This is a genomic window from uncultured Aquimarina sp. (genome assembly GCF_947492965.1).
GTDB lineage: Bacteria > Bacteroidota > Bacteroidia > Flavobacteriales > Flavobacteriaceae > Aquimarina.
In genome coordinates, this window is the sequence record NZ_CANLOZ010000003.1 from 325,848 (window position 1) to 349,843 (window position 23,996).

15 protein-coding genes are annotated in these 23,996 nt (G+C 33.5%); 7 read left to right on the forward strand and 8 right to left on the reverse strand.

The features are described 5' to 3' along the window. Positions 1-24 precede the first annotated feature (24 nt). The 6 genes from Q1B37_RS09555 to Q1B37_RS09580 all read right to left on the reverse strand — a co-directional run bounded on the left by Q1B37_RS09555 (position 25) and on the right by Q1B37_RS09580 (position 4,206). Positions 25-837: a purine-nucleoside phosphorylase gene (locus Q1B37_RS09555; RefSeq protein WP_299898222.1), complete on the reverse strand. Its 813-nt coding sequence runs from the start codon at positions 835-837 to the stop codon at positions 25-27. Next, entirely contained in the window at positions 830-1,456 is a 627-nt protein-coding gene (locus tag Q1B37_RS09560) for a TIGR04282 family arsenosugar biosynthesis glycosyltransferase (RefSeq protein ID WP_299898702.1), read from the reverse strand. The genes Q1B37_RS09555 and Q1B37_RS09560 overlap by 8 nt, the downstream gene beginning before the upstream one ends. Further along, positions 1,444-1,944, reverse strand: a complete 501-nt coding sequence (locus Q1B37_RS09565; RefSeq protein WP_299898224.1) for a rhodanese-like domain-containing protein — start codon at positions 1,942-1,944, stop codon at positions 1,444-1,446. The genes Q1B37_RS09560 and Q1B37_RS09565 overlap by 13 nt, the downstream gene beginning before the upstream one ends. Before the next feature lie 145 nt (positions 1,945-2,089). After that, on the reverse strand, positions 2,090-2,767 hold the full coding sequence (locus Q1B37_RS09570) for a DUF2064 domain-containing protein (RefSeq protein ID WP_299898226.1): 678 nt from the start codon (positions 2,765-2,767) through the stop codon (positions 2,090-2,092). 2 nt (positions 2,768-2,769) lie between these two features. Next, the gene (gene arsS / locus Q1B37_RS09575; RefSeq protein ID WP_299898228.1) at positions 2,770-3,825 is read right to left on the reverse strand and encodes an arsenosugar biosynthesis radical SAM (seleno)protein ArsS; all 1,056 of its coding nucleotides are present in this window, start codon (positions 3,823-3,825) and stop codon (positions 2,770-2,772) included. Positions 3,826-3,870: 45 nt separating this feature from the next. Beyond that, a complete protein-coding gene (locus tag Q1B37_RS09580) occupies positions 3,871-4,206 on the reverse strand; it encodes an arsenosugar biosynthesis-associated peroxidase-like protein (protein ID WP_299605680.1) in 336 nt (111 codons plus the stop codon). Between the two features lie 643 nt (positions 4,207-4,849). Between Q1B37_RS09580 and bglX the strand changes: the two genes are divergently transcribed. From bglX to Q1B37_RS09600, 4 genes are all read left to right on the forward strand, one after another. Further along, on the forward strand, positions 4,850-7,141 hold the full coding sequence (gene bglX, locus Q1B37_RS09585) for a beta-glucosidase BglX (protein WP_299898229.1): 2,292 nt from the start codon (positions 4,850-4,852) through the stop codon (positions 7,139-7,141). A 7-nt stretch (positions 7,142-7,148) separates the two neighbouring features. Then, positions 7,149-9,470, forward strand: a complete 2,322-nt coding sequence (locus tag Q1B37_RS09590; protein ID WP_299605685.1) for a glycoside hydrolase family 3 N-terminal domain-containing protein — start codon at positions 7,149-7,151, stop codon at positions 9,468-9,470. A 136-nt stretch (positions 9,471-9,606) separates the two neighbouring features. After that, positions 9,607-12,393: a LuxR C-terminal-related transcriptional regulator gene (locus tag Q1B37_RS09595; RefSeq protein WP_299898231.1), complete on the forward strand. Its 2,787-nt coding sequence runs from the start codon at positions 9,607-9,609 to the stop codon at positions 12,391-12,393. 21 nt (positions 12,394-12,414) lie between these two features. Then, entirely contained in the window at positions 12,415-13,428 is a 1,014-nt protein-coding gene (locus Q1B37_RS09600; RefSeq protein ID WP_299898232.1) for a LacI family DNA-binding transcriptional regulator, read from the forward strand. A 2-nt stretch (positions 13,429-13,430) separates the two neighbouring features. Here Q1B37_RS09600 and Q1B37_RS09605 read toward each other — a convergent pair whose 3' ends face one another. Continuing rightward, positions 13,431-15,479: a glycoside hydrolase family 65 protein gene (locus Q1B37_RS09605; RefSeq protein ID WP_299898233.1), complete on the reverse strand. Its 2,049-nt coding sequence runs from the start codon at positions 15,477-15,479 to the stop codon at positions 13,431-13,433. Positions 15,480-15,664: 185 nt separating this feature from the next. After that, positions 15,665-16,696, reverse strand: coding sequence for a LacI family DNA-binding transcriptional regulator (locus Q1B37_RS09610; protein ID WP_299898235.1), 1,032 nt, complete (start codon positions 16,694-16,696; stop codon positions 15,665-15,667). A 692-nt stretch (positions 16,697-17,388) separates the two neighbouring features. On the opposite strand from Q1B37_RS09610, the gene Q1B37_RS09615 reads away from it, so the two are divergent. The 3 genes from Q1B37_RS09615 (at position 17,389) to Q1B37_RS09625 (ending at position 23,984) form a co-directional block, all read left to right on the forward strand. Next, complete coding sequence (locus Q1B37_RS09615) at positions 17,389-19,059, forward strand: alpha-glucosidase (protein ID WP_299898237.1); 1,671 nt, start codon at positions 17,389-17,391, stop codon at positions 19,057-19,059. 281 nt (positions 19,060-19,340) lie between these two features. Then, entirely contained in the window at positions 19,341-22,433 is a 3,093-nt protein-coding gene (locus Q1B37_RS09620) for a SusC/RagA family TonB-linked outer membrane protein (protein ID WP_299605704.1), read from the forward strand. Positions 22,434-22,445: 12 nt separating this feature from the next. Continuing rightward, positions 22,446-23,984 carry a RagB/SusD family nutrient uptake outer membrane protein gene (locus tag Q1B37_RS09625; protein ID WP_299898239.1) on the forward strand — a complete coding sequence of 513 codons (1,539 nt, stop codon included), beginning with the start codon at positions 22,446-22,448 and terminating at the stop codon, positions 23,982-23,984. Positions 23,985-23,996 lie beyond the last annotated feature (12 nt).

The following is a 23,996-nucleotide window of genomic DNA, read 5'->3' on the forward strand; positions in this document are numbered from 1 at the left end:
ATTAATGGGGTTTATCTTACGCTTCTACAAGGATTTTATTAGTTCTTTAAATAAAAGAATCATTTCTGGTTCTGCTTTTCCTGCCATAGCGATAATTTCTTCAATATCTACAGGTTGTAAATTATCAGGATCACATTCATCCGTAAGTACAGAAACTGCAGCTACTTTTAGATTTAAGTGATTAGCGACAATAATTTCTGGAACAGTACTCATTCCTACTGCATCTGCTCCGATTATCTTCAAGTATCTATATTCTGCTCGTGTTTCTAATTGTGGCCCTACCACAGAGGCATATACGCCTTTGTGCAAAGTGATGTTATTTTCTTTTGCAATGGTTTCCAATTGATGATTAAGATTGGCATCATATGGAGCACTCATATCCGTAAAACGAGTTCCTAATTGTTCTACTCCTTTAAATGCAAGTGGCGATCCTCCCTGAAGGTTGATATGATCATCAATTAACATTAACTCTCCTTTTTTGAAATTTAGATTAATGGCTCCTGAAGCATTTGAAACTAGCAATGTTTTAATTCCCAACTGCTGCATGATACGTACAGGATAAGTAACATCCTGAAGAGAATATCCTTCGTATAGGTGGAAACGACCTTGCATTACGACAACCTTTTTTCCTTCTAGGTTTCCATAAATTAATTTTCCTTTATGAAACTCTACCGTTGCAGTGGGGAAATTAGGAATATGATTATAGCTTACTTCTTTAAGAATTTCAATTTCATTAAGTAGTTGTCCTAGTCCTGTTCCTAAGATGATTCCTATCTCTGGGTTTTCAAATCCTTTTTCCTGTAGATACTCTGTTGTTTCTTTAATGTATTTAATCATTTTGATAACTTAATAGGTGTTGAAAGGCCGAGATGTCTTTAATATCTTCATAATAGTCGATATCATTTCGTTCTTCCAGTAATTTTATATTGGTTTGTTGTAAATCGTTTAATGTACTTTTAAGGACTGTCTCAGTACCCCAATCTTTGTTTTCAAAAACTTCAGAGTTCATTCTTTTCATCCCTAACAAATAATATCCTCCATCCATTGCAGGACCAATTACATATTCATGATCTTGGAGAGCTCTAAATGCGTTTTCGATGTCTTCCTGATTTAGGTCATACATATCACTTCCGATGATAATGATATTGGTATATCCATTAGTAAAACCATTCTGAAATGCATTTTTCATTCGTTGTCCGAGGTCTTCACCATCTTGCTGTTTTTTGTGATAGATATGGTTATCCCAAATATCATTTTCTCTAACTTTTACAGAATAATGTACCTCTTTCGTGATATCTAGATCTTTTGTGATACGCACTGTGTGATTTAATAAAGTTTGATATACCTCTAAAGCAGCATGATCGCCTATGGTAGCTGCTAGTCTTGTTTTACATTTACCCAATTCGGGGTTTCGGGTAAAAATTAATAATAGATTCTTTTCTTTCACCTTTTGTATACTTTTTTTCCTTTATACAACCATTTTCCCCACTCTTTTGAAAATGCGTGTACTTTGTTAGTTTCTTTTTCGTTCATATCCACTACTTCATTACCGTCATTTTTCCATTCAAATATGCCGCCGTATAAATTATATATGTTGGTATAACCAAATTCTTTTAACTTTTCTGAAATGTCTTCTGATCGTATTCCTAAACTACAATACACTACAATTTTTGAGTCTTTAGGGATGTTTTGATTCGCTATTTTCTTTATTTCAAAAAAATCATACCCAACATGAATAGCACCTTTTAAGTGACTTGTTTGGTACTCTACAAGCTCTCTTGCATCAAAAAGGATAACATCGTTTTTAGAAGTTTTCAGTTCTTTAACAGTAATGTAAGGGATACTCTTACTATTGTGTAGTGTTAACAACTCCTTTAAGGAATTTTGGCTTATTCCGAGTAAGGGTAATAGTATACAGAAAAATATAAGAGTTACTTTCTTCATACAGATGATGTTCGTAATGCTGTAATCTCAAAGAGACTGATTGGTCAATACTAAAATGTTGATATGCTTTTGATCGCTGTAGTTTTATAAGAGCAATAATTCCTAATAAGGTATAGGAATCATCTAAATTGACTTTATAAATGTCTTAAGATAAGAGTGGAGATCCTTTATTGTAAAAAGAATATTGTTGGTAGGTATCTGTACTTGTTATTACACCACGAAATATTTGAACAAAAGGGCGTAATATTTCATTGATAATGGTCTTCATCATCTTAGATAGACCAAAACCAATTTTAGAAATAGTTTTTAAATCTTCTAAAGTATCTATATCATAAAGAACTTCGAGTTGAGTAACTTCGATTTTTGAAGTTTTTATCAAAAGAGATACGCTCTTAGCCAGGTTTTTAGACTGCCAAGGGAGTTTTAAAAAGGTGTTTTTATTAAACTGAGATTTGTGCAACCCCATTAAATAAAATCCACCATCGACAGAAGGTCCAAGTACAAAATTATTATTTTTAAGTTGCTTAACACTTTCAACTAAGTGATGTTTTTGTAGATGAGGTGTGTCATTCCCGATAGTAATTACACTTTCATATCCTCGTTCATAAATATTCTGAATCGCATTTACAAAACGTTCTCCAAAACTATTTCCAATCTGATCTCTCTCTGTACATACAAAAAATGGAATCCCTGTACTTTGTACTATTTTGAGAGTAGCTTTATTAAGCTCTGAGAATAGTTTATCACCTCCAAATATTGGTTTATTGAGCACCTCCTGTTTAGAGGAGTTTGCAAAAACTAATATGGCGGTTTTTAAATTCATAATTAAGCTACTGTTCCTTGGCAACTACTTCCTGCACCAGCGGTACAACCATAACAATGCTGGGAAATGATAATATTTCTGTTTTGAAGTAATTCTTCGTTGTATTCGCTAATATGTTTTACTTTGCTTGCTACCTTTAGATCTAACATTTGATTAAAATCACAATCATAAAGCCATCCATCCCAACTTATAGAAATTGTGTTTGTGCACATAACATTAGCCACAGCTGCAGGATTGTAAGCTTCGACCAAAGCATACATATAATCTTCATAATTCTCAGAAGCAATTAAGTAATCCAAAAATCTACTGATCGGTAAATTAGTGATTGCAAACAAATTATGAAAGTGAATTCCAAAATCTTCTAGCAAAGCCTTTTTAAAATCTTTTTCCATAGAAGCTTGATCACCTGGTAAAAAAGCACCAGAAGGATTGTATACTAAATCAAGGCGAAGATCACTGTCGGGCATTCCATATCCGCGCTCATTTAGTTCTTGAAGCGCTTTAATGGATTTGTCAAAAACACCATCTCCACGTTGCTTATCGGTTTTACCTCTCGTCCAATGTGGCATTGAGGAAACTACATGAACATTATGTTTTTTGAAAAAATCAGGCAAGTCATAATATTTTTTGTTTGCCCTTATGATTGTCAGGTTACTACGTACTATGAAATCCTTAATTCCAGCCTTACTGGCTTCTTCTACAAACCATCTAAAATTAGGATTCATTTCTGGTGCTCCACCAGTTAAGTCCAGTGTGTGCGCTCCTGTTTTTCTAATAACATCCAAACATTGTTGCATAGTTTCTTTGGTCATAATCTCCTTACGATCAGGACCTGCATCTACATGACAGTGTTCGCATACTTGATTACACATGTATCCAACATTGATCTGTAATATTTCAAGTTTATTAGGACGTAAAGGGTTTTTGCCAATTTCAGCAATTTTATCAGCAAATTTTGGTAGTTCACCGTTAGCAAAAATACCATTGTTTAGTATTTCTAATTGCCTATTAGAATCTGCTAATTCGTTATTTCTTTTTTTCAGTGACTTAGTAGCCATACATCATTTTTATTAAAATTGTCTTTTAAGATATCAGCCTCAATCTTACATAGACAACTTTTCGTATTTATTCATCATTTGTACACCATGTACTAGTGTAGCCCCACTTTCTATAGCAGCTCCTGCATGAACAGCTTCCATCATTTCTTCTTTAGTAATTCCTTTTTGTAAACCATCTTTTGTGTAGGCATCAATACAATAAGGACATTTTACCACATGGGAAACTGCTAAGGCGATTAAAGATTTTTCTCTCGCCGTTAATGCACCATCTTCGAAAACCTTTCCATAATAATCAAAGAATTTAGTTCCTAGCTCTTCGCTCCATTCAGTAATTTTTCCAAATTTTCTAAGATCCGAAGGATCGTAATATGTTTTAGACATATAATCGTTGTTTTAAAACAGATAGTTATTGTATGTCGTAAGATATAGATTAAAACTTACAATAAATTTATCTTTTATTCATAATGTCTAAAATCAACATTATGGAGATAAAAAAAAAGGGAATGTTAAATATTTAAGTTTTTTTGTCAAAAATATACCGATCATACACGTTAAAATAACCAATTGACACCCATTATTAGGAATTGTGAATTATATTGATCTATAATTATTTTACTCTTCAATTGTTAAGATAAAAAGCATGTTTTTTTACTAAAAGATTTGTTGCATTTTAGATGTTAATCCCTAAGCTCATTTGTTATAATATATTTATTTAATCTTTATTAGGTTTTGTTTTTAACTCCTGATAACTTTCTATTATTTTAACAATTAAATCGCTCAATTCGTTGATTAACAGTGATTTTTTTAGACATATATAAATGTCAATGGGATAATTGAATTAAAATGTAATGATAATGTTAAGATTATCTAGTTAGCGCAAATTAGAATGTAATGTTGTAGCTTTATCAATATTTCGAGATAAAAATCTAAAGTGTTTATTTACTGATTTTTAAAAAACGAATCAGATTTATATTAAGAAAGTAAGTAAGATAAATTTAATTGACGTAACTAAAAAATAAGATAGGTGAGAATTATTAAAGAATATGCTAAAAATAATATTTGTGGTATTGTCCTATTGGGGTTATTTGTAGGTGCTCCATTACAGGGTTTTTCTCAGAATAAAAATATTGAGCAGAAAGTGGATTCTGTTATTGCTTTAATGACATTAAAGGAAAAAATAGGACAGCTTGTTTTATATAATGGTAGTTGGGATGTAACCGGACCACCTTCGGATGTTGGGAATAAAGAAAAATATGAGAAACTTCGCAACGGAGAAGTAGGGGCTATGCTTAACGCTACATCAGTAGCAGGTACTAAAGAATTACAAAAAACGGTAATGGAAAATTCGCGATTAAAAATTCCATTGTTGTTTGGATATGATGTGATTCATGGTTTTAAAACAATTTTTCCTATTCCACTTGGTGAAAGTGCAAGTTGGGACTTAGAGGCTATTAAAAAGTCTTCAGAAATTGCAGCAAAGGAGGCGACTGCGTCTGGTATTAATTGGGCATTTGGTCCTATGATGGATATTTCTAGAGATGCTCGATGGGGAAGAGTTATGGAAGGAGCAGGAGAAGATCCATTTTTAGCATCGAAAATAGCAGTTGCCAGAATTCAGGGATTTCAAGGAGATAATTTAGCAAAAGAGAATACACTTGCTGCATGTGCTAAGCATTTTGCAGCTTATGGTTTTGCAGAAGGAGGAAGAGATTATAACACAGTAAGTATAGGAGAATATGAATTACACAATACCGTATTACCTCCTTTTAAAGCGGCAGTTGATGCTGGTGTAGCATCAATGATGAGTTCGTTTAATGAGATAGATGGAATTCCAGCAACAGGTCATAAAGGTTTGCAAAGAGATATTTTGAAGAATACTTGGAACTGGGATGGTTTTATCGTTTCGGATTGGGCTTCTATTGCTGAAATGATTTTTCATGGATATGCAAAAGATAGAACACACGCAGCTGATATAGCGATACATGCGGGTAATGATATGGACATGGAAGGTAGAGCTTATGAAGTTGGTTTGGAAAAGTTGGTAAAAGATGGAAAAGTAGATGAAAAACTTATAGAAGATGCAGCTAGACGTATTTTACGAGTTAAGTTCGAATTAGGGTTGTTTGATGATCCTTTTAGATATAGTAATGAAGAACGTGAAAAAACAGAGATATATACAAAGGAGCATTTAGAGATAGCTAGAGATGTTGCCAAGAAATCAATTGTTTTGTTAAAAAATGATGGTAATATGTTACCGCTCAAGAAAGATGCAAAAAGTATTGCGGTTATTGGATCTCTTGCGGATGATAAAGATACTCCTATTGGAAGTTGGAGAGGAATGGCAACACCGAATTCGGCAGTTTCATTACTAGAAGGTATAAAGGCTGCTGTATCTAGTTCTGCAAAAATTTCACACGCAAAAGGAGTTGAGATAGGTGTGGGTGAAAGAAGTTTCGTTAGAAGTTTGAAAGTTAATAGAGATAATTTTGAGGGAATTGAAAACGCAGTAAGTGTTGCTAAAGGAGCAGAAGTGGTTGTCTTAGCATTAGGGGAAGAAGCTTTTCAATCTGGAGAAGCAAGAAGTCAGGTGAGTATAGAATTAACTCCGCCACAACAAAAGTTATTTGATGCTGTTTATGCAGTAAACAAAAATATTGTAGTTGTGCTTATGAATGGTCGTCCAATGGCTCTTTCTAATATTGCTGAAAAAGCATCCGCAATATTAGAAACTTGGCATCTTGGATCAACTTCTGGAAATGCAATAGCAGATGTATTATTTGGTGATTATAACCCTTCAGGGAAATTACCAGTATCTTTTCCTAGACATGGAGGTCAAGCACCTCTGTATTATAATGTTAAAAATACAGGAAGACCAGTAAATCAGGATGGTATGGTGTTTTGGTCACATTATACTGATGAAAAGAATGATGCTTTGTTTCCTTTTGGTCACGGATTAAGTTATACCGATTTTGAATATAAGGATTTAAAAGTGAGTGCTCCAACATTTAGTGCAGGAGGAAAATTATTAGTCTCTGTTATAGTCAAAAACACGGGGAAAGTAAAAGGCAAGGAAGTGGTACAGCTGTATCTTAGAGATTTAATAGGTAGCTTAACACGACCAGTAAAAGAATTGAAAGGGTTTCAACTGATAGAACTTGGTCCTCAAGAGAGTAAAACAGTCACTTTTACGATAGATGAAAAAACGATTCAGTTTTACACTGCTAATAAAAAATGGGAAGCAGAACCAGGAGATTTCAAAGTGTTTATAGGAGGTAGCTCAAAAACAGAACTAGAAAGTAATTTTTCTTTTAAATAATTAAATGATGCACAAATTATATATTATCGTATTCAGTCTTTTGGTATTAAGTTGTAACTCAAAATCAACCGAAGACAATGATAAAACAATAAAGGAAAAACCTTCTATGAATACAGAGATTGATAAAAAAGTTGCTTCACTGCTTTCCGAAATGACATTAGAGGAAAAAGTAGGGCAAATGACTCAAATTACTTTAGATGTAGTTACCAAAGGAGATAATCAGTATAGTTCTGCTCAGCCTTATGAGTTGGATTCTGCCTTAGTGCGCAAGGCAATTCATACTTATAAAGTTGGTTCTATATTAAATACTCCAGGAGTTCCTTTATCCAGACAAGATTGGTATAAAACTATAAAGATATTTCAAGATGAGGCTGCGAAAACACCTAGGCAAATTCCTATTATATATGGTATAGATGCTATTCATGGTGTTAATTACACTACAGAAGCAACGTTATTTCCACAGCAGATCGCATTGGCTGCAACTTTTAATCGAGATTTGGTAAAAGAAGTTGCTAAGATTTCTGCTTATGAGACAAGAGCTTCGTCGATTCCTTGGAATTTTTCACCTGTTTTGGGATTAGGAAGAAATCCTTTATGGCCAAGGTTATGGGAAACTTTTGGTGAAGACGTCTATTTAGGAAAGACAATGGGTGTGGCAATGGTAGAGGGTTATCAGGGAACACTTGGAGACCCTTATACTGTAGCTTCTTGTATGAAGCATTATTTAGGATATAGCGTTCCTTTGTCTGGTAAAGATAGAACACCTGCTTGGATTCCAGAAAGAGAATTAAGACAATATTTTTTACCAGCTTTTAAAGCAGCTGTAGATGCAGGGTCTGTAACCTTAATGATTAATTCGGGAGAAATAAATGGAGTTCCTGTACATGCTAGCAAATTCTTGTTAACGGATGTATTGAGAGGCGAACTTGGCTTCGAGGGTATTGCAGTAACGGATTGGGCAGATATCAATTATCTACATACGAGGCATAAAGTTGCGGAAACAATTAAAGATGCAATCAAAATGTCTATAAACGCAGGTGTAGATATGAGTATGGTACCTCATGATTTTGAGTTTGCCGAACTGTTGGTAGAGTTGGTGAAAGAGGGGAGTGTAGCTGAGGAAAGAATCGATAGTGCAGTTTCTAGAATATTAAAAGTAAAAATGCAATTGGGTCTATTTGAAAACCCAGTCACAGATCCTAAAGATTATCCTGATTTTGGATCAGAAAAATTTGCTGCAGTAAGCAAAAAAGCATCGTTAGAATCTTTTACATTGCTAAAAAATAAAGATGAGGTACTGCCACTAGAAAAAGGAACAAAAATCTTAGTAACAGGTCCCACTGCCAATACCATGAGATCTCTAAATGGAGGATGGTCATATAATTGGCAGGGAAGTGAAGCAGATAACTATGCTAAAGATAAAAATACAATTGCTGAAGCTATTGTAGGTTTAGGTAATGCTACATTTGTTCAGGGAGTTTCGTTTAAAGAAGATAATGGTATCGATAGTACTGTATTAAAAGAGGTTTCTTTCGAAGATCAAAAGAATATTGCTGCTGCTGTAAAGGCTGCTCAACAAACTGATGTTATTTTATTATGTTTAGGTGAAAACTCCTATACAGAAACTCCAGGAAATATTAATTCTATTTTATTGCCAAAGGATCAAGTAGAACTAACAAAAGCATTGGCAAAAACAGGTAAGAAAATAGTGCTTGTGTTACTAGAAGGAAGACCAATCATCTTTAACGAGATAGAGCCTTTAGTAGATGCTGTATTTATGGGATATTTGCCAGGTAACCACGGAGCAGATGCTCTGGGAGATTTATTGTATGGGTTAGAAAGCCCTTCTGGAAGGTTGCCAATAAATTATCCAAAACATCCACATGCATTTGTAAACTATAATCACAAACACTCTGATAACATTTCCATTCCAAACTATTATGATTCGGACTATGATCAACAATATGAGTTTGGTGATGGATTATCGTATACAACTTTTGAATATAGTAATCTATCCGTAAGTGCAGAAGAAATGAATGAAGATGGTTCTATTGACGTTTCAGTAACCGTTACAAACACTGGTAGTAGAGATGGAAAAGAAGCGGTGTTGCTTTTTATTAGTGATTTGTATGCCAGTATTACTCCCGAAGTGAGAGCTTTGAAGGGATATGAGAAAATTGCTTTAAGCAAAGGAGAGTCTAAAGAGGTTTCGTTTACAATCACTAAGGATGAGCTTTCCTTTGTAAATCAGGAGTTAAAGACTATTGCCGAGCCTGGAGATTTTGAGATTAGTATTGGAGATTTAAAAAAGAAAATTAAGCTTAAATAATATAAAAATTAATACCCATATTTTAAAATTAAAAAGAATAGGGTGCTTATTGATATCTTATAAACAAAGTGTAAATAAGGTATGTTAAGATTTTAATGGTATATTTGATAAGCCTACTTATGTAAAAACTCATCTCATGTATCGTCTTTTTATTACATTTTATTTTTTATCATTTTCGATTTTTTCGCAATCCATAAAAAATAAAACACTTCCTAAGATAACCCATTATGACACCAAAAACATGGGATTTAATGCGCAATCTTGGGATATTAAACAAGATGAAAATGGTTTAGTATATATTGCTAATGGGAATGAGATTTTAATTTTTGACGGCACTGATTGGACTTCAGTAGACACCAATCCAGAAATGGTAAATAGAAGTCTTTTTGTTAAGAACAAAGACACTATATATTTTGGGGCTGATGAGCATCATGGGATGTTGATTAAAAATGGATATGAGGATTATACAATTCAGCCATTAAGAAATAACAAAAAAGATGTAGCTGCGGATATTGAAGAGTATTGGAGAACACATTTTGTTAACAATGAGATCATTTTTCAAACCTTCAGAAATTTATATGTTAATCAAGGAAATATAATTACCAAAATTCCCGCTCCGTATCGTTTTAAGTGGAGTTATAGTATCGACAATCAGATCTATGTAAATGATTTAAAGTATGGGGTTTTTAGACTGCAGGAAACCAATTTAATCCCTGTAATAAGTGATCCAACTTTAAATGAAAAAATAGTTGGCGTTACTAAAATTGACGATAATTTAATTATTATAACTGATACTAAAGGATTATATAAAGTAATAAATGATGAACTCATACCTATTACTTTTTCTGTGTCAGAAGAAGTTCAAAAAGCTCAGATCTTTTCTTTTCTTAAACTTAATGATGATAGAATAGCTCTTGGTACAGTTTCTAATGGATTATACTTATTAGATGTAAGTACAGGAGAAACTCACAATATTAATAAGAGAAACGGGCTCCAAAACAATACGATCCTATCCATTTATCAAGATTATGAGGAAAACCTTTGGTTAGCGTTAGATTATGGAGTGGATCATATAAAATTAAACTCTCCTCTTACCTATTATTATGATTACTTTGGAGAGTTGGGAACTACCTACGCGATTGTAAATGATCAAAAACTTTCTTACTTAGGAACTAATCAAGGACTTTATGCGGGTAACACCACTTCTTCGGATTTTAATAAAGATTTTGAATTACTATTAAACGGTCAGGTTTGGAATATCGAAAAGGTTGATGATGATGTTTATGTTGGTCATGATAAAGGGGCTTATGCCGTAGAAGGTAAAGTCTTAACTCGAATGGGAGAAGATTTAGGTGCTTGGAATTTCAGGAAATATAAACTTTCAGAAGAAGAGGATGTTATTGTTTCTGGAAATTATAATGGTATATCGCTATATCAAAAAAGAGAAGGTAAATGGGAAGGGTTTAAGTTGAGTGGTTTTGAAAAATCCGGTAGGTATTTAGAGGTAGATAAGGAAAATTACCTTTGGGTAGCACTGTATAGTGATGGTGTGTTTAAATTTGAGCTAGACTATGACGAAAAACAATTAAAGGATGTGGCTTTTTATCCTGTAAGTGATTTTGAAGGTGATAGAATAGCGCTTTCCATGGTAGATGACAAAATAGTAATAACTTCAAACTATCATACATACACATACTCTCATCAGAACAAAGATTTTATTAAAACGGAAATACAAGCAAATCTAGGATCTGCTCCTAGGATTTTTAAAAATGGAGAAGAAACTTGGTATGTAAGCAATGATAAAGTTGCAGTAAAAAAATCTGAAAATGCAATAGTGCTTCACGAATTAAAAGATCAATTGGTGCCTGATGTTTTGAATGTTTTTCCTGTTGATTATTCAAATACTGTAATTCCTGTTTTTAATGGTTTCGCTATGTATTCCAAAAAGAATAATACGATTTCGGAAACTATTAAAAGTGATATCCTAATTAGAAATTTTGTTTCCGTAAATAGTGGAAATTCATACGTTGTTGGGGATAAAATTGCATTTTCTGATAATGATCTGAAGATTAACTACGCATTACCAATTTATGGACAAGCAATAGAGTACCAGACGAGCTTAAATGATAATGATTGGAGTCCTAAAACCACGAGTACAGCGCGAACGCTTTATAACCTGAAAGAAGGAAATTACACTTTTAAAGTAAGAGCAGAATACAATGGAGAATATCGATTAGGAACATTTAGTTTTAGTATAAAACCTCCAATATATAGAACACATTGGGCATATATGCTCTATTTGATTTTGTTTTTGATATTGATTATTTCAGTAAGAGGGATCAATAGGTATAAAATGAAAAAACAGGAAAGGATTTTATTGGAAGAAAAAGCAATGAAATTAAAAAAGCAGGAAGAAGAACATAGAGCGCAAAAATTAGAACAGGAGCATAAAATCATCGAGCTTAATAACTCTAAATTACAAGATGAAATAAAAGCAAAAAGTAGAGAGCTGACTCAGATCGCCTACGTGAATTTGAATAAAAATAAAATTCTTAAAAAGATTAGGGATAAGATTGTAAAGGTTCAGGATGCTTCTGATCAAAAGTTGCCAACCAATAGTTACAATGAATTAGTGCGATTAGTGGACTATTATATTACAGATAAAGAAAGCAAGTTGTTTGAAATTAATTTTGATAAATCACATCAAGAATTTTACGAAAAGCTTTCGAATAATTATCCTAACCTAACTTCCAAGGATTTACGACTGTGTGCTTATCTGAAAATGAATCTTTCTTCTAAAGAAATAGCGCCTCTATTAGGAATAAGTTCACAAAGTGTAGATGTTAGCAGGCATAGATTAAGAAAAAAGCTTAATTTAGACTCCAAAGACAATTTGACTAATATTCTTATCAGTCTTAAATAAGGAATTTCTAATAGCACAGTCATGAGGAAAAAGGTTACCCTAAAACAGCTTGCAAAAGAGTTAAATCTATCTATTTCTACCGTTTCTAAGTCATTAAAGAATGATTCGGAGATAAGTCAGAAAACTATCAATAGAGTTCATGAGTTAGCTAACTTTTATAACTATAAACCAAATGCACTAGCTGTTAGTTTAAAAAGTAACAAAACAAATACTATTGGTGTTTTACTGCCAGAGATTCTTAATCATTTTTATGCTAAAGTACTTTATGGGATTGAGCAAGAAGCTTCTAAAGAAGGGTATAAAATTGTAACCTGCATTACTAACGAATCTTATGAGAAAGAAGTAGAATATGTAGAAATGCTTAATTATAGTAGTGTAGATGGTTTTATTTTAGCTTTGAGTAAGGAAACTCAGATGCTTAATAAGCTAGATCATCTTAAAGATTTGAAGCGTGATAATGTGCCACTTATGATGTTTGATCGCGTAAGTGCAGAAGTGGATTGTGATAAGGTTATTGTGGATGATAAGCACGCTTCAAAAACGGCTGTGCAACATTTGATTAAAACAGGTTGTCGAAAAATTGCTATAATCTCTACCATTTTTGATCTAAGCGTTGGTAGATTAAGATTAGAAGGGGCTCATGAAGAAGTGGCTGATAATGAAGGGGTAACACTTGTTGAATTGCCAATAAATAATATTGAATTAGAAGAGAAGGAGATTGAATCTTTTCTTAAAAATAATGAAATAGATGCTGTGTTAGGTTTGGATGAAACCGCAGCAGCAGTAGCTATCAATATGGCGAATAAGCTAGGGTATAAAATTCCAGGGGATATATCTGTAATCGGATTTACCGATGGAATACTATCCAAGCACTCCTATCCTAAGTTAACGACGGTCTCTCAGCATGCCGAAGATTTAGGAGCTAGGGCGGCGAGAATATTATTGGATAGATTATTAAATACTACCGAGAATAATTATAAAACAACCACAGAAATTGTTAAAACCTCGTTGATTCTCAGAGATTCAACGAATTAATTTTATTCGACGACATAAGTTTTTTTATCTATTCCCACTCCTGTTATCGTAAGTTTTTTCCAAGTTTTAGGTAATATTGGATTTTTTTGAATTATTCCATTGTCAGTAAGATATAAGCCACCAAAACCGAAAATAACTGTTTGTAACATTCCTCCTGCACCTGTCGCAAAATAGGGATTGTTACTAGTAGCTGCTTCTGCTAATGCTCCGAACGGAGGCCTTTTATTGGGTTCGTAGCTTCTTTTGAAAAGCCTAAAGGCATTCTCTGCATCACCTAATCTGGCATAGATAACGGCAAACACACTCTGAGCCATAGCTGGGCCTTCTTCTGCGAGTTTAGGTTCGTAATATTTTAGGTCTTTTAAAATGGTTTCTTTATCAGTTATGATATCTAGAGGATAAGATAACAGGTTAACATCTGCTTGCTTTATTCTATCTCCTGAGTATTTGCTATGTTCTTTTGTTGTTCCGTCTTTAAACTTATGAATGATTATTTTATCTGCAACATCATTCCATGTCTTGTTCGGTGTGATTCCAATTTCGGTTGCAGCTAAAGAAGCGTATCTTAGACAAGTGATGGCAGATCCATTAGTAAAAGCATTGTCATCTACATTAGGCGCAAACTCATTTGCTCCTACAACATTTTTGATAGAATAGGATCCGTCAGAATTTTTTGTGGATCTACTAACCCAATAATCTGCAACTTCCTTTAGAAGAGGATACCCTCTTTCTTGAAGCCATTTTTTATCTTTTGTAACTCGATAATAGTTCCAAAAAGCGATACCTATATCAGCTGTGATGTGATGTTCGAAAGTTCCTGTTAGCGCCCAAGCGGGAGTAGCTTCCTCTCCGGTGTCATCGCTTTCCCATGGAAACATAGCTCCTTTATATCCAAAATTGATTGCTTTCCTTTTTGCTACCTCGAGACGGTCTGATCGATAATTCACTAATGAACGAGCGATATCTTGATTAAGTACCAATAAAGGAGGATACATCCATAACTCCGTATCCCAAAAAATATGACCATTATAGTTTTGAGAGCTTAATCCCATTGGAGCAATACTAAGATCCGAGTCTCCTCGAGAAAAAGCGTATAAATGATATAGGGCTAAGCGAACATCTAATTGAGATTGTAGATTGCCTTCTATAATGATATCACCTTTCCAAAGATCTGTCCATAAATTTGTGTGTTGATATAGAAGGTCTTTTCTAGGAGTTAATAAATTGAAAATTACAAAACGCTCGCTTTCACTTTGAGGATCAAAAAAGTCTTGGGTAGAGCATTGAGATGCTGTCCACGAAAACTTATAATTTTTTCCTTTAGACACTTTTTTTTCAAATGACAGTTGATTGTCGTATTCAGAAAGTTTGGTGTGTACTAATTCTGGACGTTGATTTTCTCTTGTAGAATTAATATCATGCCATATGAAGGTAGCAGAAGTACCTACTGTATGTTTTCCCAATCTGCTTTTTGCAACAGTTTGTAAGATGGGCATTGTGGTTTCTAAATCTCTAAGAACTCTAAATGTGCTTAAAGGTTGCAGGTATTCTTCTGGTGTTTGTATTTTTCCAACAACTTTTAGATCAATATCCTTAGTTGCTGATACTTCAAAATCGATATAACCAGAATAGGGTACATTTCTAAGAGCGTATACGGTATAAGAAATTTCTGCAATAGAATTATAGGTAAAGGTTGTAGTAAAGCTAGCGTCTTTCATATTGAGCGTCTGTTTCCAGTTGCTAATATTTTCATTGGTTAATTTTGTATTGTTTATATAGAGTTCAAGATTTCCAAAATTCATTCCCAGAAGAATTCTGCTAACACCAAGTGGTGACTCCTTATCATATACATTATTCAGAATTATTTTGTCTGTTTCAAATATTTTAGAAGACGGTAGTATTCCGATTCTTCCATTTGCAGATACAATTCCTGTGTAATTTTTATTATCAGTAGTGGAAATTGTCCATCCATCAATTTGCGCTGCGATAGATATAGTCATAAAAAAGCACACGAATTGAGTAAGAAAAGCCTTTGAATTCTTTAGTGTCATAATCAAGATATTTTGTGAAATAAGAATCTAGTGATCTTAAAATAAATAGAATACACAATTTACTAAACAAATTTTGAAAAGTGAAATTGAACTAATTAGCATGGCAATACAAGCGTTTGTATTATCATTTTTTAGTCAGAATCGTGAATTTGATTAAAATTATGTAATTTTCTAATGAATGTGCTTTAAGTGCTTTCTCGCTGCGTAAGTTTAGTTTCCAGTTTAACAACTGTTTTTTTATGAAGTATGTCCTCAGGTTCATTTAATTGCTTGATAAGGAGTTCAGCAGCCTTTTGGCCCATTTCGAAACTTGGTTGTGATACGCAGGTTAGGGTTGGAACAAAGACTTCTCCAAGTCCCAAATCTCCAAAGCCGATTACTGCGACTTCCTCAGGTATTTTTTTTTCGGTCTTTAATAGTGTTTTCATTGCTAACAATCCATAATTGTCAGTGCACGTAAAAACTGCATCCGGAGAGGTGGTAAGATGTTTAAAAAAATCTAGTATTTCTCTATCCTCAAACTCTCTGTCCAAAGAGTTACAATGTAAGACTAATTCTTCATGGAAAGGGATCTTGTATTTGTTAAGAGCCGACTTGTATCCTGTAAACCGATCTTGAAATACTTTTTTTTGTTTTATTCCTCCTATAAATGCTATTTTTTTTCTTCCTTTTTTGATAAGAAACTCTACAGCATTAAAAGACGATTTTATATCATCAATCATTACATGGTCCGCTCCAGAGACTTCTTCTCTAATATTGTCAAATAATACCATGGGCATACCTTTACTTGTAAGATCGTTTAAATGGGCAACATTTTCTGTCTCATGTGTAGGGGATAAAATGATTCCATCAACCAAACCTTTTTCGAATGATATAAGGTTTTCTTTTTCGAATTGATACGAGTTTCTCGAGGAACTGATTAGAATTTTATAATTATGATTTCTAGCATATTGATCTATTCCTCTACATACTTCGATAAAAAAAGGTTCGTCATATCTAGGTATAAGTACTCCTATGATGTTGGTTTTTCCAGAGCTCAAACTTTTAGCAATCTGATTGGGCATATACCCCATTTCTTCGGCAGTTTTAAATACTTTCTCTTGAGTACTCTTTTTAACTCTAGGGTTTTTATCCAATGCTCTTGATACTGTCGCAATAGAAATATTTAGTTTTCTTGCGATATCTTCAAGTTTAACCCTTCTTTTTTTAAAAACCATCAAATTAAGTATTAAAAAATTATCAATAAAATTTTAATTTTGCTAAAAATATAATAATACAAACGTTTGTATTATTATTTGTTCTTGATTTACTTTCTAAGGAGATTATTTGTTATGTATTTTGTATAAACGTAAAAAAAGCACTCTAAACTAATGTAAAGTAAAGTATTATAAAACGCTCATTTTACACAACCTTCCCCAAAAAAAATAGTCAAATTTTGTATTTGTACTACCTACGCTAATTTATGATAAATAAAATTAAAGCATATGTTTTTTAGAGAAATTGAAAATAGGTTTGATAAGAAGTTTATTGTTTGTTTTTTCTTAATTGTATAGAAATTTATAAAGTACTTGTCTATATAAAATCTATACTTAATCGATTGAATTCTTTATTTATTATTGAATTTTTTATTTTGAAATTACTGATTAAGTGACTGGTAAATAGATTGTTGTGATAATTTTAAGGTTATTATATCGACATTGTATAGGTAATGTAAAGATTTGTGTTTTTGAAATTCTATATAAATAATATTGTAGTTTTGGTAATCAAACGATGTAATAAATAGTAATACTAGATTTTTTTAACTATTTTTTTATTAAATCGATTATTAGGTGTGTTTTTGAAGGATTTCAATGCCAAAACGAATAAGACTAGTAAAATGAAATTATTTAAAAACATAATACAGATTTAAGTGAAACTAACTTGGTTTAAAAAAGGTACGATCTATCAGATATACCCTCGTAGTTTTAATGATAGTAATAATGATGGAGTTGGTGATCTAAGGGGTATCATAGAGAAACTAGATTATATACAAAGTTTGAATGTTGATATTGTTTGGTTAAGTCCAATTTTTTGTTCACCAAATGATGATAACGGATATGATATTAGTGATTATCGTGGGGTTATGCCTGAATTTGGAACCATGGAAGACTTTGATGAATTATTAAAAGGAATTCATGATAGAGGTATGAGATTAATATTGGACTTGGTTGCGAATCATTGTTCTGATGAACATATGTGGTTTGAGGAAGCTAAAAAGTCTAAGGATAATCCATACAGAGATTATTTTCATTGGCATAAGCCTTCAGATGATGGAGGTCCTCCGAATAACTGGAAGTCATTCTTTGGAGGAAGTGCATGGGAATTGGACGATGCTTCTGGAGAATATTATCTCCACTTATTTACAAAGAAGCAACCTGATTTAAATTGGGAAAATCCTAAGGTAAGAGAGGAGATTTACGATGCCATGAGGTTTTGGTTGGATAAAGGAGTGGATGGCTTTAGAATGGACGTGATTCCATTAATATCTAAACCAGAAGGGTATCCAGATGCTCCAGAAGTCGGTTTTAGAAAAATTATAGAAGATGTATATGCCAATGGACCAACCGTTCATAAATATCTGAATGAAATGAATGAGAAGGTGATTAGTAAGTACGATGCGTTTTCATTAGCTGAAGGAGTTGGTATTAATGAAACTAAAGCTGGTTTGTATGTAAACAGAGACAGAAAGGAATTAGATATGTTGTATCATTTTGATATTCTTGAATGTACAATTGTAAACGGGAAATTTGAAGAGGTTTCTCCTTTTGATCTAGTGCAAATAAAAAGGATTTTTAAAAAATGGAGAGATGCAGTGCATAACACTGGGTGGATTGCAAACGCTATGGGAAATCACGATTTCGCTAGAATGGTATCAAGATTTGGAAATGATAAAGAATATCATTCGGAGTCTGCTAAAATGTTAATTACAATGTTAGCTACACAAAATGGGACTTTAAATATTTATCAAGGAGATGAAATAGGTATGACTAATATAACCTTAGAAACCATAGAAGAAGTCAAAGATGTTCAGTCATTGAATTTTTATGAAGAAAATTTAGTTAAATCTAAATTTTCTAAGGAAGTGGCTTTGGAAATGATCAATAAAGAAGGTAGAGATAATGCTAGAACTCCTGTGCAATGGAATGATGAGATTAATGGGGGGTTTTCAATAGTTGATCCGTGGTTAAAAGCTAATCCAAATAGTGATGTTATTAATGTTAAGCATCAAGAAAATGACCCTAATTCTATTCTGAATTTTTATAGATCCTTGCTCAAAATTAGAAAACAGCATGATGTGTTTGTTTTTGGAGAATTTGAGGAAATAGAATTTAATAGCCCTAATCTATATATCTACAAAAAGACCTTGGAAAATAGGTCAATTATTGTTGCTCTTAATTTTACTGAATCAGATCAAGTTTTTAAAACTTCTGGTGTAGTGAATGAGTACAAAGTTTTGATAAATAATTATGCAGATCTGCATAGTAAAGAAAATGACTTAATCCTTAGACCTTATCAAGGGTTAGTTTTAGATATAGATTAATATAATTTTAAAACAAATATGAATAAAGTAGAAAGTGAAATTAGTTTTTGTTTGTTAGCGAAGGAGTTTATCTGATAGCAACTTCTTCATAAGAGGTAACATTAGGGGCGTTTTAAAATTGTAACTTTTATTTAAATATTAATTTCTAGTTACTATGTCGATTGTTCTAGTAAGACTAAGACGCCCCTGTTACTTAAAATATTGAATAAAACTAATTTTTTTAACGATAAAAGTAGTAATAATTAACAACTAAATATTTAAATTTAATCAAACTCTAAATTATGAAAAGTATGATACTTAAAAAACTCATGTTTCTTTTAGTATTTATCTCAGGGAATATGATGTTTGCACAAATCACGGTTACGGGGGTGATTTCGGATGCAAATGGTCCAGTTCCAGGGGTAAATGTCCTTGTTAGGGGGACTTCAAATGGGGCAGTTTCTGATTTTGATGGGAACTATACCTTAAGTAATGTGGCAGAAGACGCTACATTAATTTTTAGTTACGTAGGATTTCAAACTAAAGCGGTGGAAGTTAGTGGTCGTACAACCATTAATGTAACCATGGAGGAAAATGCTGCAGAACTAGAAGCGGTTGTGGTTATTGGTTATGGAACACAGTCTATAAAAGATGCCACGGGTTCCGTTGCAGTAGTAACTTCTGAAGATTTTAATTCAGGTTCTATTGCATCACCAGAGCAGCTTATTCAAGGTAAAACAGCAGGGGTTCAAATTACACAAGCAAGTGGGGAGCCAGGAGCAGGCGTAGCATTAAGAATTAGAGGTACAACTTCTGTTCGATCTAACAATAACCCTTTATTTGTAGTTGATGGAGTTCCATTGGCTGGAGACGATACTGCCGCTGGAGGTAGTGATTTAGGGATTGGAACTAGTTCTGCAAGAAACCCGCTTAATTTCTTAAACCCTAATGATATAGAAAGTGTAAGTATTCTTAAGGATGCATCCGCAACTGCAATATATGGATCAAGAGGTGCGAATGGAGTTGTAATCATAACCACTAAGGCAGGTAGAGGGGCGCCAAAAGGTGTTTTCGAATATACTTCTACTCTCAGTATCGCTAGACCTGCTCAAGAATTTGATTTGCTGAATAGAGAACAATATTTAGATGCTATTGATCAGTTCGGTGGAGATCGTGCTGCACAGGATTTTGGAGCTAACACGGATTGGCAAGATGTAATTACTAGACAAGCTGAATCTACTAATAATACATTGTCGTATTCACATAATTATCAAACTGGTAATGTAAGAGCTTCTTTTGGATATGGAAAGCAGTTTGGTGTTGTTAAGAAAAGTTCTTTAGAAAGGATTACTGGAAGAATTAATGCTTCCCATAGATTTTTTAACAATAAATTAAAATTAAATCTTCAAGGGACACTATCAAGAGTAAACGATGAAGCGCCACCAATTACAAATAATGCAGGTTTCCAAGGAGATTTGTTAGGAGCAGCGTACTCTGCAAATCCAACATGGCCTGCTTCTGCAGGGTTTGAGCCAGGTGGTTCTAATATTAACCCTTTAGCATTATTGACTTTTAGTCAGAATGAAACAAAAACAAATAGATATTTAGTTAACCTTTCTGCGGAGTATGCGATTACTTCTGAGTTAAGTGCTAAGGTAAGTGTAGGATATGATAATTCAGAGTCTACTGCTATAAATGTTTTATCAGGAAATATAACTGGTTTTAATAATGGAGCTCCTGAAAATGGTAGAGGAACTTTAAATGATATCGAAGTAGAGAATAGACTTTTAGATATAACTTTGAATTATGAGAAAGAATTTGGAAATTCTAAATTATCCGCTTTAGCAGGTTTTTCTTATCAAGATTTTGGGAGAAAAGGAAGAAGTGTACAAGGTTTTGGCTTTGGAACAACAGATTTGGATCAAATGGGAGAAAATCTTGAAATTTCTGCAGATCTGATCGAAAGTGTTATTGAAGGTTCTTTCCAGCAGTATGGTGTGGCACCTAATGGTTCATTCGTAAATAGACTTTTCCCTGATATCGTTCAAGGTGAGGCTCTGGTTGCACCAACAACACCAGTTTCTTCAGTATTAGGTGATACATTCGATTTTACAGATGAGTTACAATCCTTTTTTGTAAGAGGTATCTATTCCATAGCAGATAAGTATATTTTAACTGCAACAGTTAGAGCTGATGGGTCTTCAAGATTTGGACCTAACAATCAATATGGATATTTTCCATCTGCAGCATTCGCTTGGAAGTTAGATCAGGAAGATTTTATTGGTGATTCATTCTCTACACTGAAATTAAGACTTGGATACGGTATTACTGGAAATCAAGATGGACTTGGTTTCGGTAACTTTACAATCAGACGTAGATTTAGCCCAGGTGGAATCGCTCAAGATGGTGTGATAAATGCACCGGGAACTAGTCAGGTATCTTTTGTTAATGATGATCTTAAATGGGAGGAAACAAGTCAAGCCAATGTAGGTGTTGATTTTGGATTCTTTGGAGATCGTTTAACAGGTACTATAGATTTTTATCATAAGGATACCAAAGACTTATTATTAAGTGCAGCAAATGCCCAACCAACACCACAACCTTTTAACTTTACTAATATAGATGGTAATGTAATCAACCAAGGGGTAGAATTTGCAATCAATTATGATATTATCCAGCAAGAAGACGTAAATTGGAATTTTGGATTTAATATCGCTTATAATAAAAATGAGCTTCAGAACTTTGATGGTCAGATCCAATCTGGTCAGATCAGTGGACAAGGATTAACAGGTGCGTTTGCGCAATTATTAGCTGAGGATCAGCCACTATTTTCTTATTTCTTAAGAGAATTTGCTGGGTTTGATGCAGATGGTCAATCAATTTATCCTAACGGAGATGTTCAAGAGTTTGTTGGTAAAAGTGCCTTGCCTGATTTCAATGTTGGTATTACCACAAGTTTCAACTATAAAAACTGGGATGCTTCTATGAACTTTGCAGGTCAATTTGGTCATTACATATATAATAACACCGCAAATGCATTTTTCACTGCAGGAAGTATTAACGGTGGAAGAAACGTTACTGTAGATGTTTTAACAAATGGAGAAGCTTCTTCCAACGCTCCTGATGTATCTACTCGTTTCTTAGAAAAAGGAGATTTCTTAAGATTACAAAATGCTTCTATTGGATATAATTTCCCATTATCCGGAGAAGGACTTTTCAAAAGCCTTAGACTTTTTGCAAATGGGCAGAACTTATTTGTAATAACTGATTATAGTGGTTTAGATCCAGAAGTAAATGTAAGTGCTCCGTTAAATGGTATACCAACTGCGGGAATTGATTATACAGCCTTTCCAAGACCGAGAACCTATACATTTGGTTTAAATGCAACTTTTTAAAAAATTAAGATTATGAAAGAAAAGAAATTTAAAATTGGATTATCGGCATTATTCTCAATAATGCTATTAGTCTCCTGTACTGATTTGGAGATAGAGCCCACTGATTCGGTGATCGAAAATCTAACCGGTGAATTTTCTGGAGTTGGAGATGTAGATGCCGCGATTACTAATGTTTACAATTCTATATATGGACAATTAGGAAATCAAGCAGATTTATATGCATTGAATGAGGTTACTTCAGATGAATTATTAGTGCCTACAAGAGGAACTGACTGGGGTGATAATGGATTGTGGAGAAATTTACACGAGCATACATGGAGTGCGATCCACCCATTTGTATTGAATAATTGGAATAACATGAATACCAACGTTTTCAATACAACTGAAATTATTGATTCAAGAAGTGGTGCAGATGCGGCGCAGCTTGCACAAGCCAAGTTTTTAAGAGCATTCAGTATGTTCTGGATTATGGATATGTATGGTCAGGTACCATTTAGAGAGCCAGATGAAGGTCCAGAAATTGATCCTAGAGTGTTTACAAGAGCAGAAGCATTAGATTTTGTACTTACGGATTTAAATGAAGCTATTCCTGATTTACCAGTGATAGGGCCAAGTGCTTCCACAAATAGAGCTTCTAGAGCAGCAGGGAATTATTTATTAGCAAAGGTGTTATTAAATAAACATATTTATAATGGATCAGGTACACCCGATGCAGCAGATATGACCGCTGTGGTGAATGCGGTAGATGCTATCGCAGCTGATGGTTTTGCGTTACAAGCAGGTTATTTTGATATCTTTAAACAAGACGTAGATAACGAAACTATTTGGTTTGCAGAAACAGGTGTAGGTAATAGAATTTGGAATGGATTGCATTATAATCAAAACGCCGAAGGTAATGGTGGAGGTGGATGGAATGGTTTCTCTACGCTTGCTGAGTTTTATGATCTTTTTGAAGGAGATCCAAATATTAATATTCCAGGAAGTGGTCAAGAAGAAAGAAGAGGTTTCGTTCCAACAGATGGTTCTTTCCAAGGTATTGGTTTTGGTTTCTTAGTAGGACAGCAGTATGATGAGAATGGTGATCCATTAACAGATAGACCAGGACAACCGCTTAATTTTACTAGAGATTTTGCTGGTTTACTTGGGAATGATGAGAATAGAGGTATTAGAACGATTAAATATCACCCTGATAATGGTGCTTTTACGAACCATGAGATTGTATTTAGATATGCAGATGCTCACTTAATGAAAGCGGAAGCAATATTTAGAGGTGGTTCTTCTGGTGATGATGCGCTAGCAATGGTAAATGAACTAAGATCTATTCGAAATACTACTAATAGTTTAGGTTCATTAACAGAACAAGACATTCTAGATGAGAGAGGAAGAGAGTTGTATAAAGAATTCTGGAGACGTAATGACCAAATTCGTTTTGGTAAGTTTACCGAAGCTTGGGGATTAAAAAGTAATACTGAAGACTTTAGAGTATTATTCCCGATTCCTGCAGGTGCACTTATTTCTAATCCTAATTTAACACAAAATCCTGGTTACTAACATATTAAATTG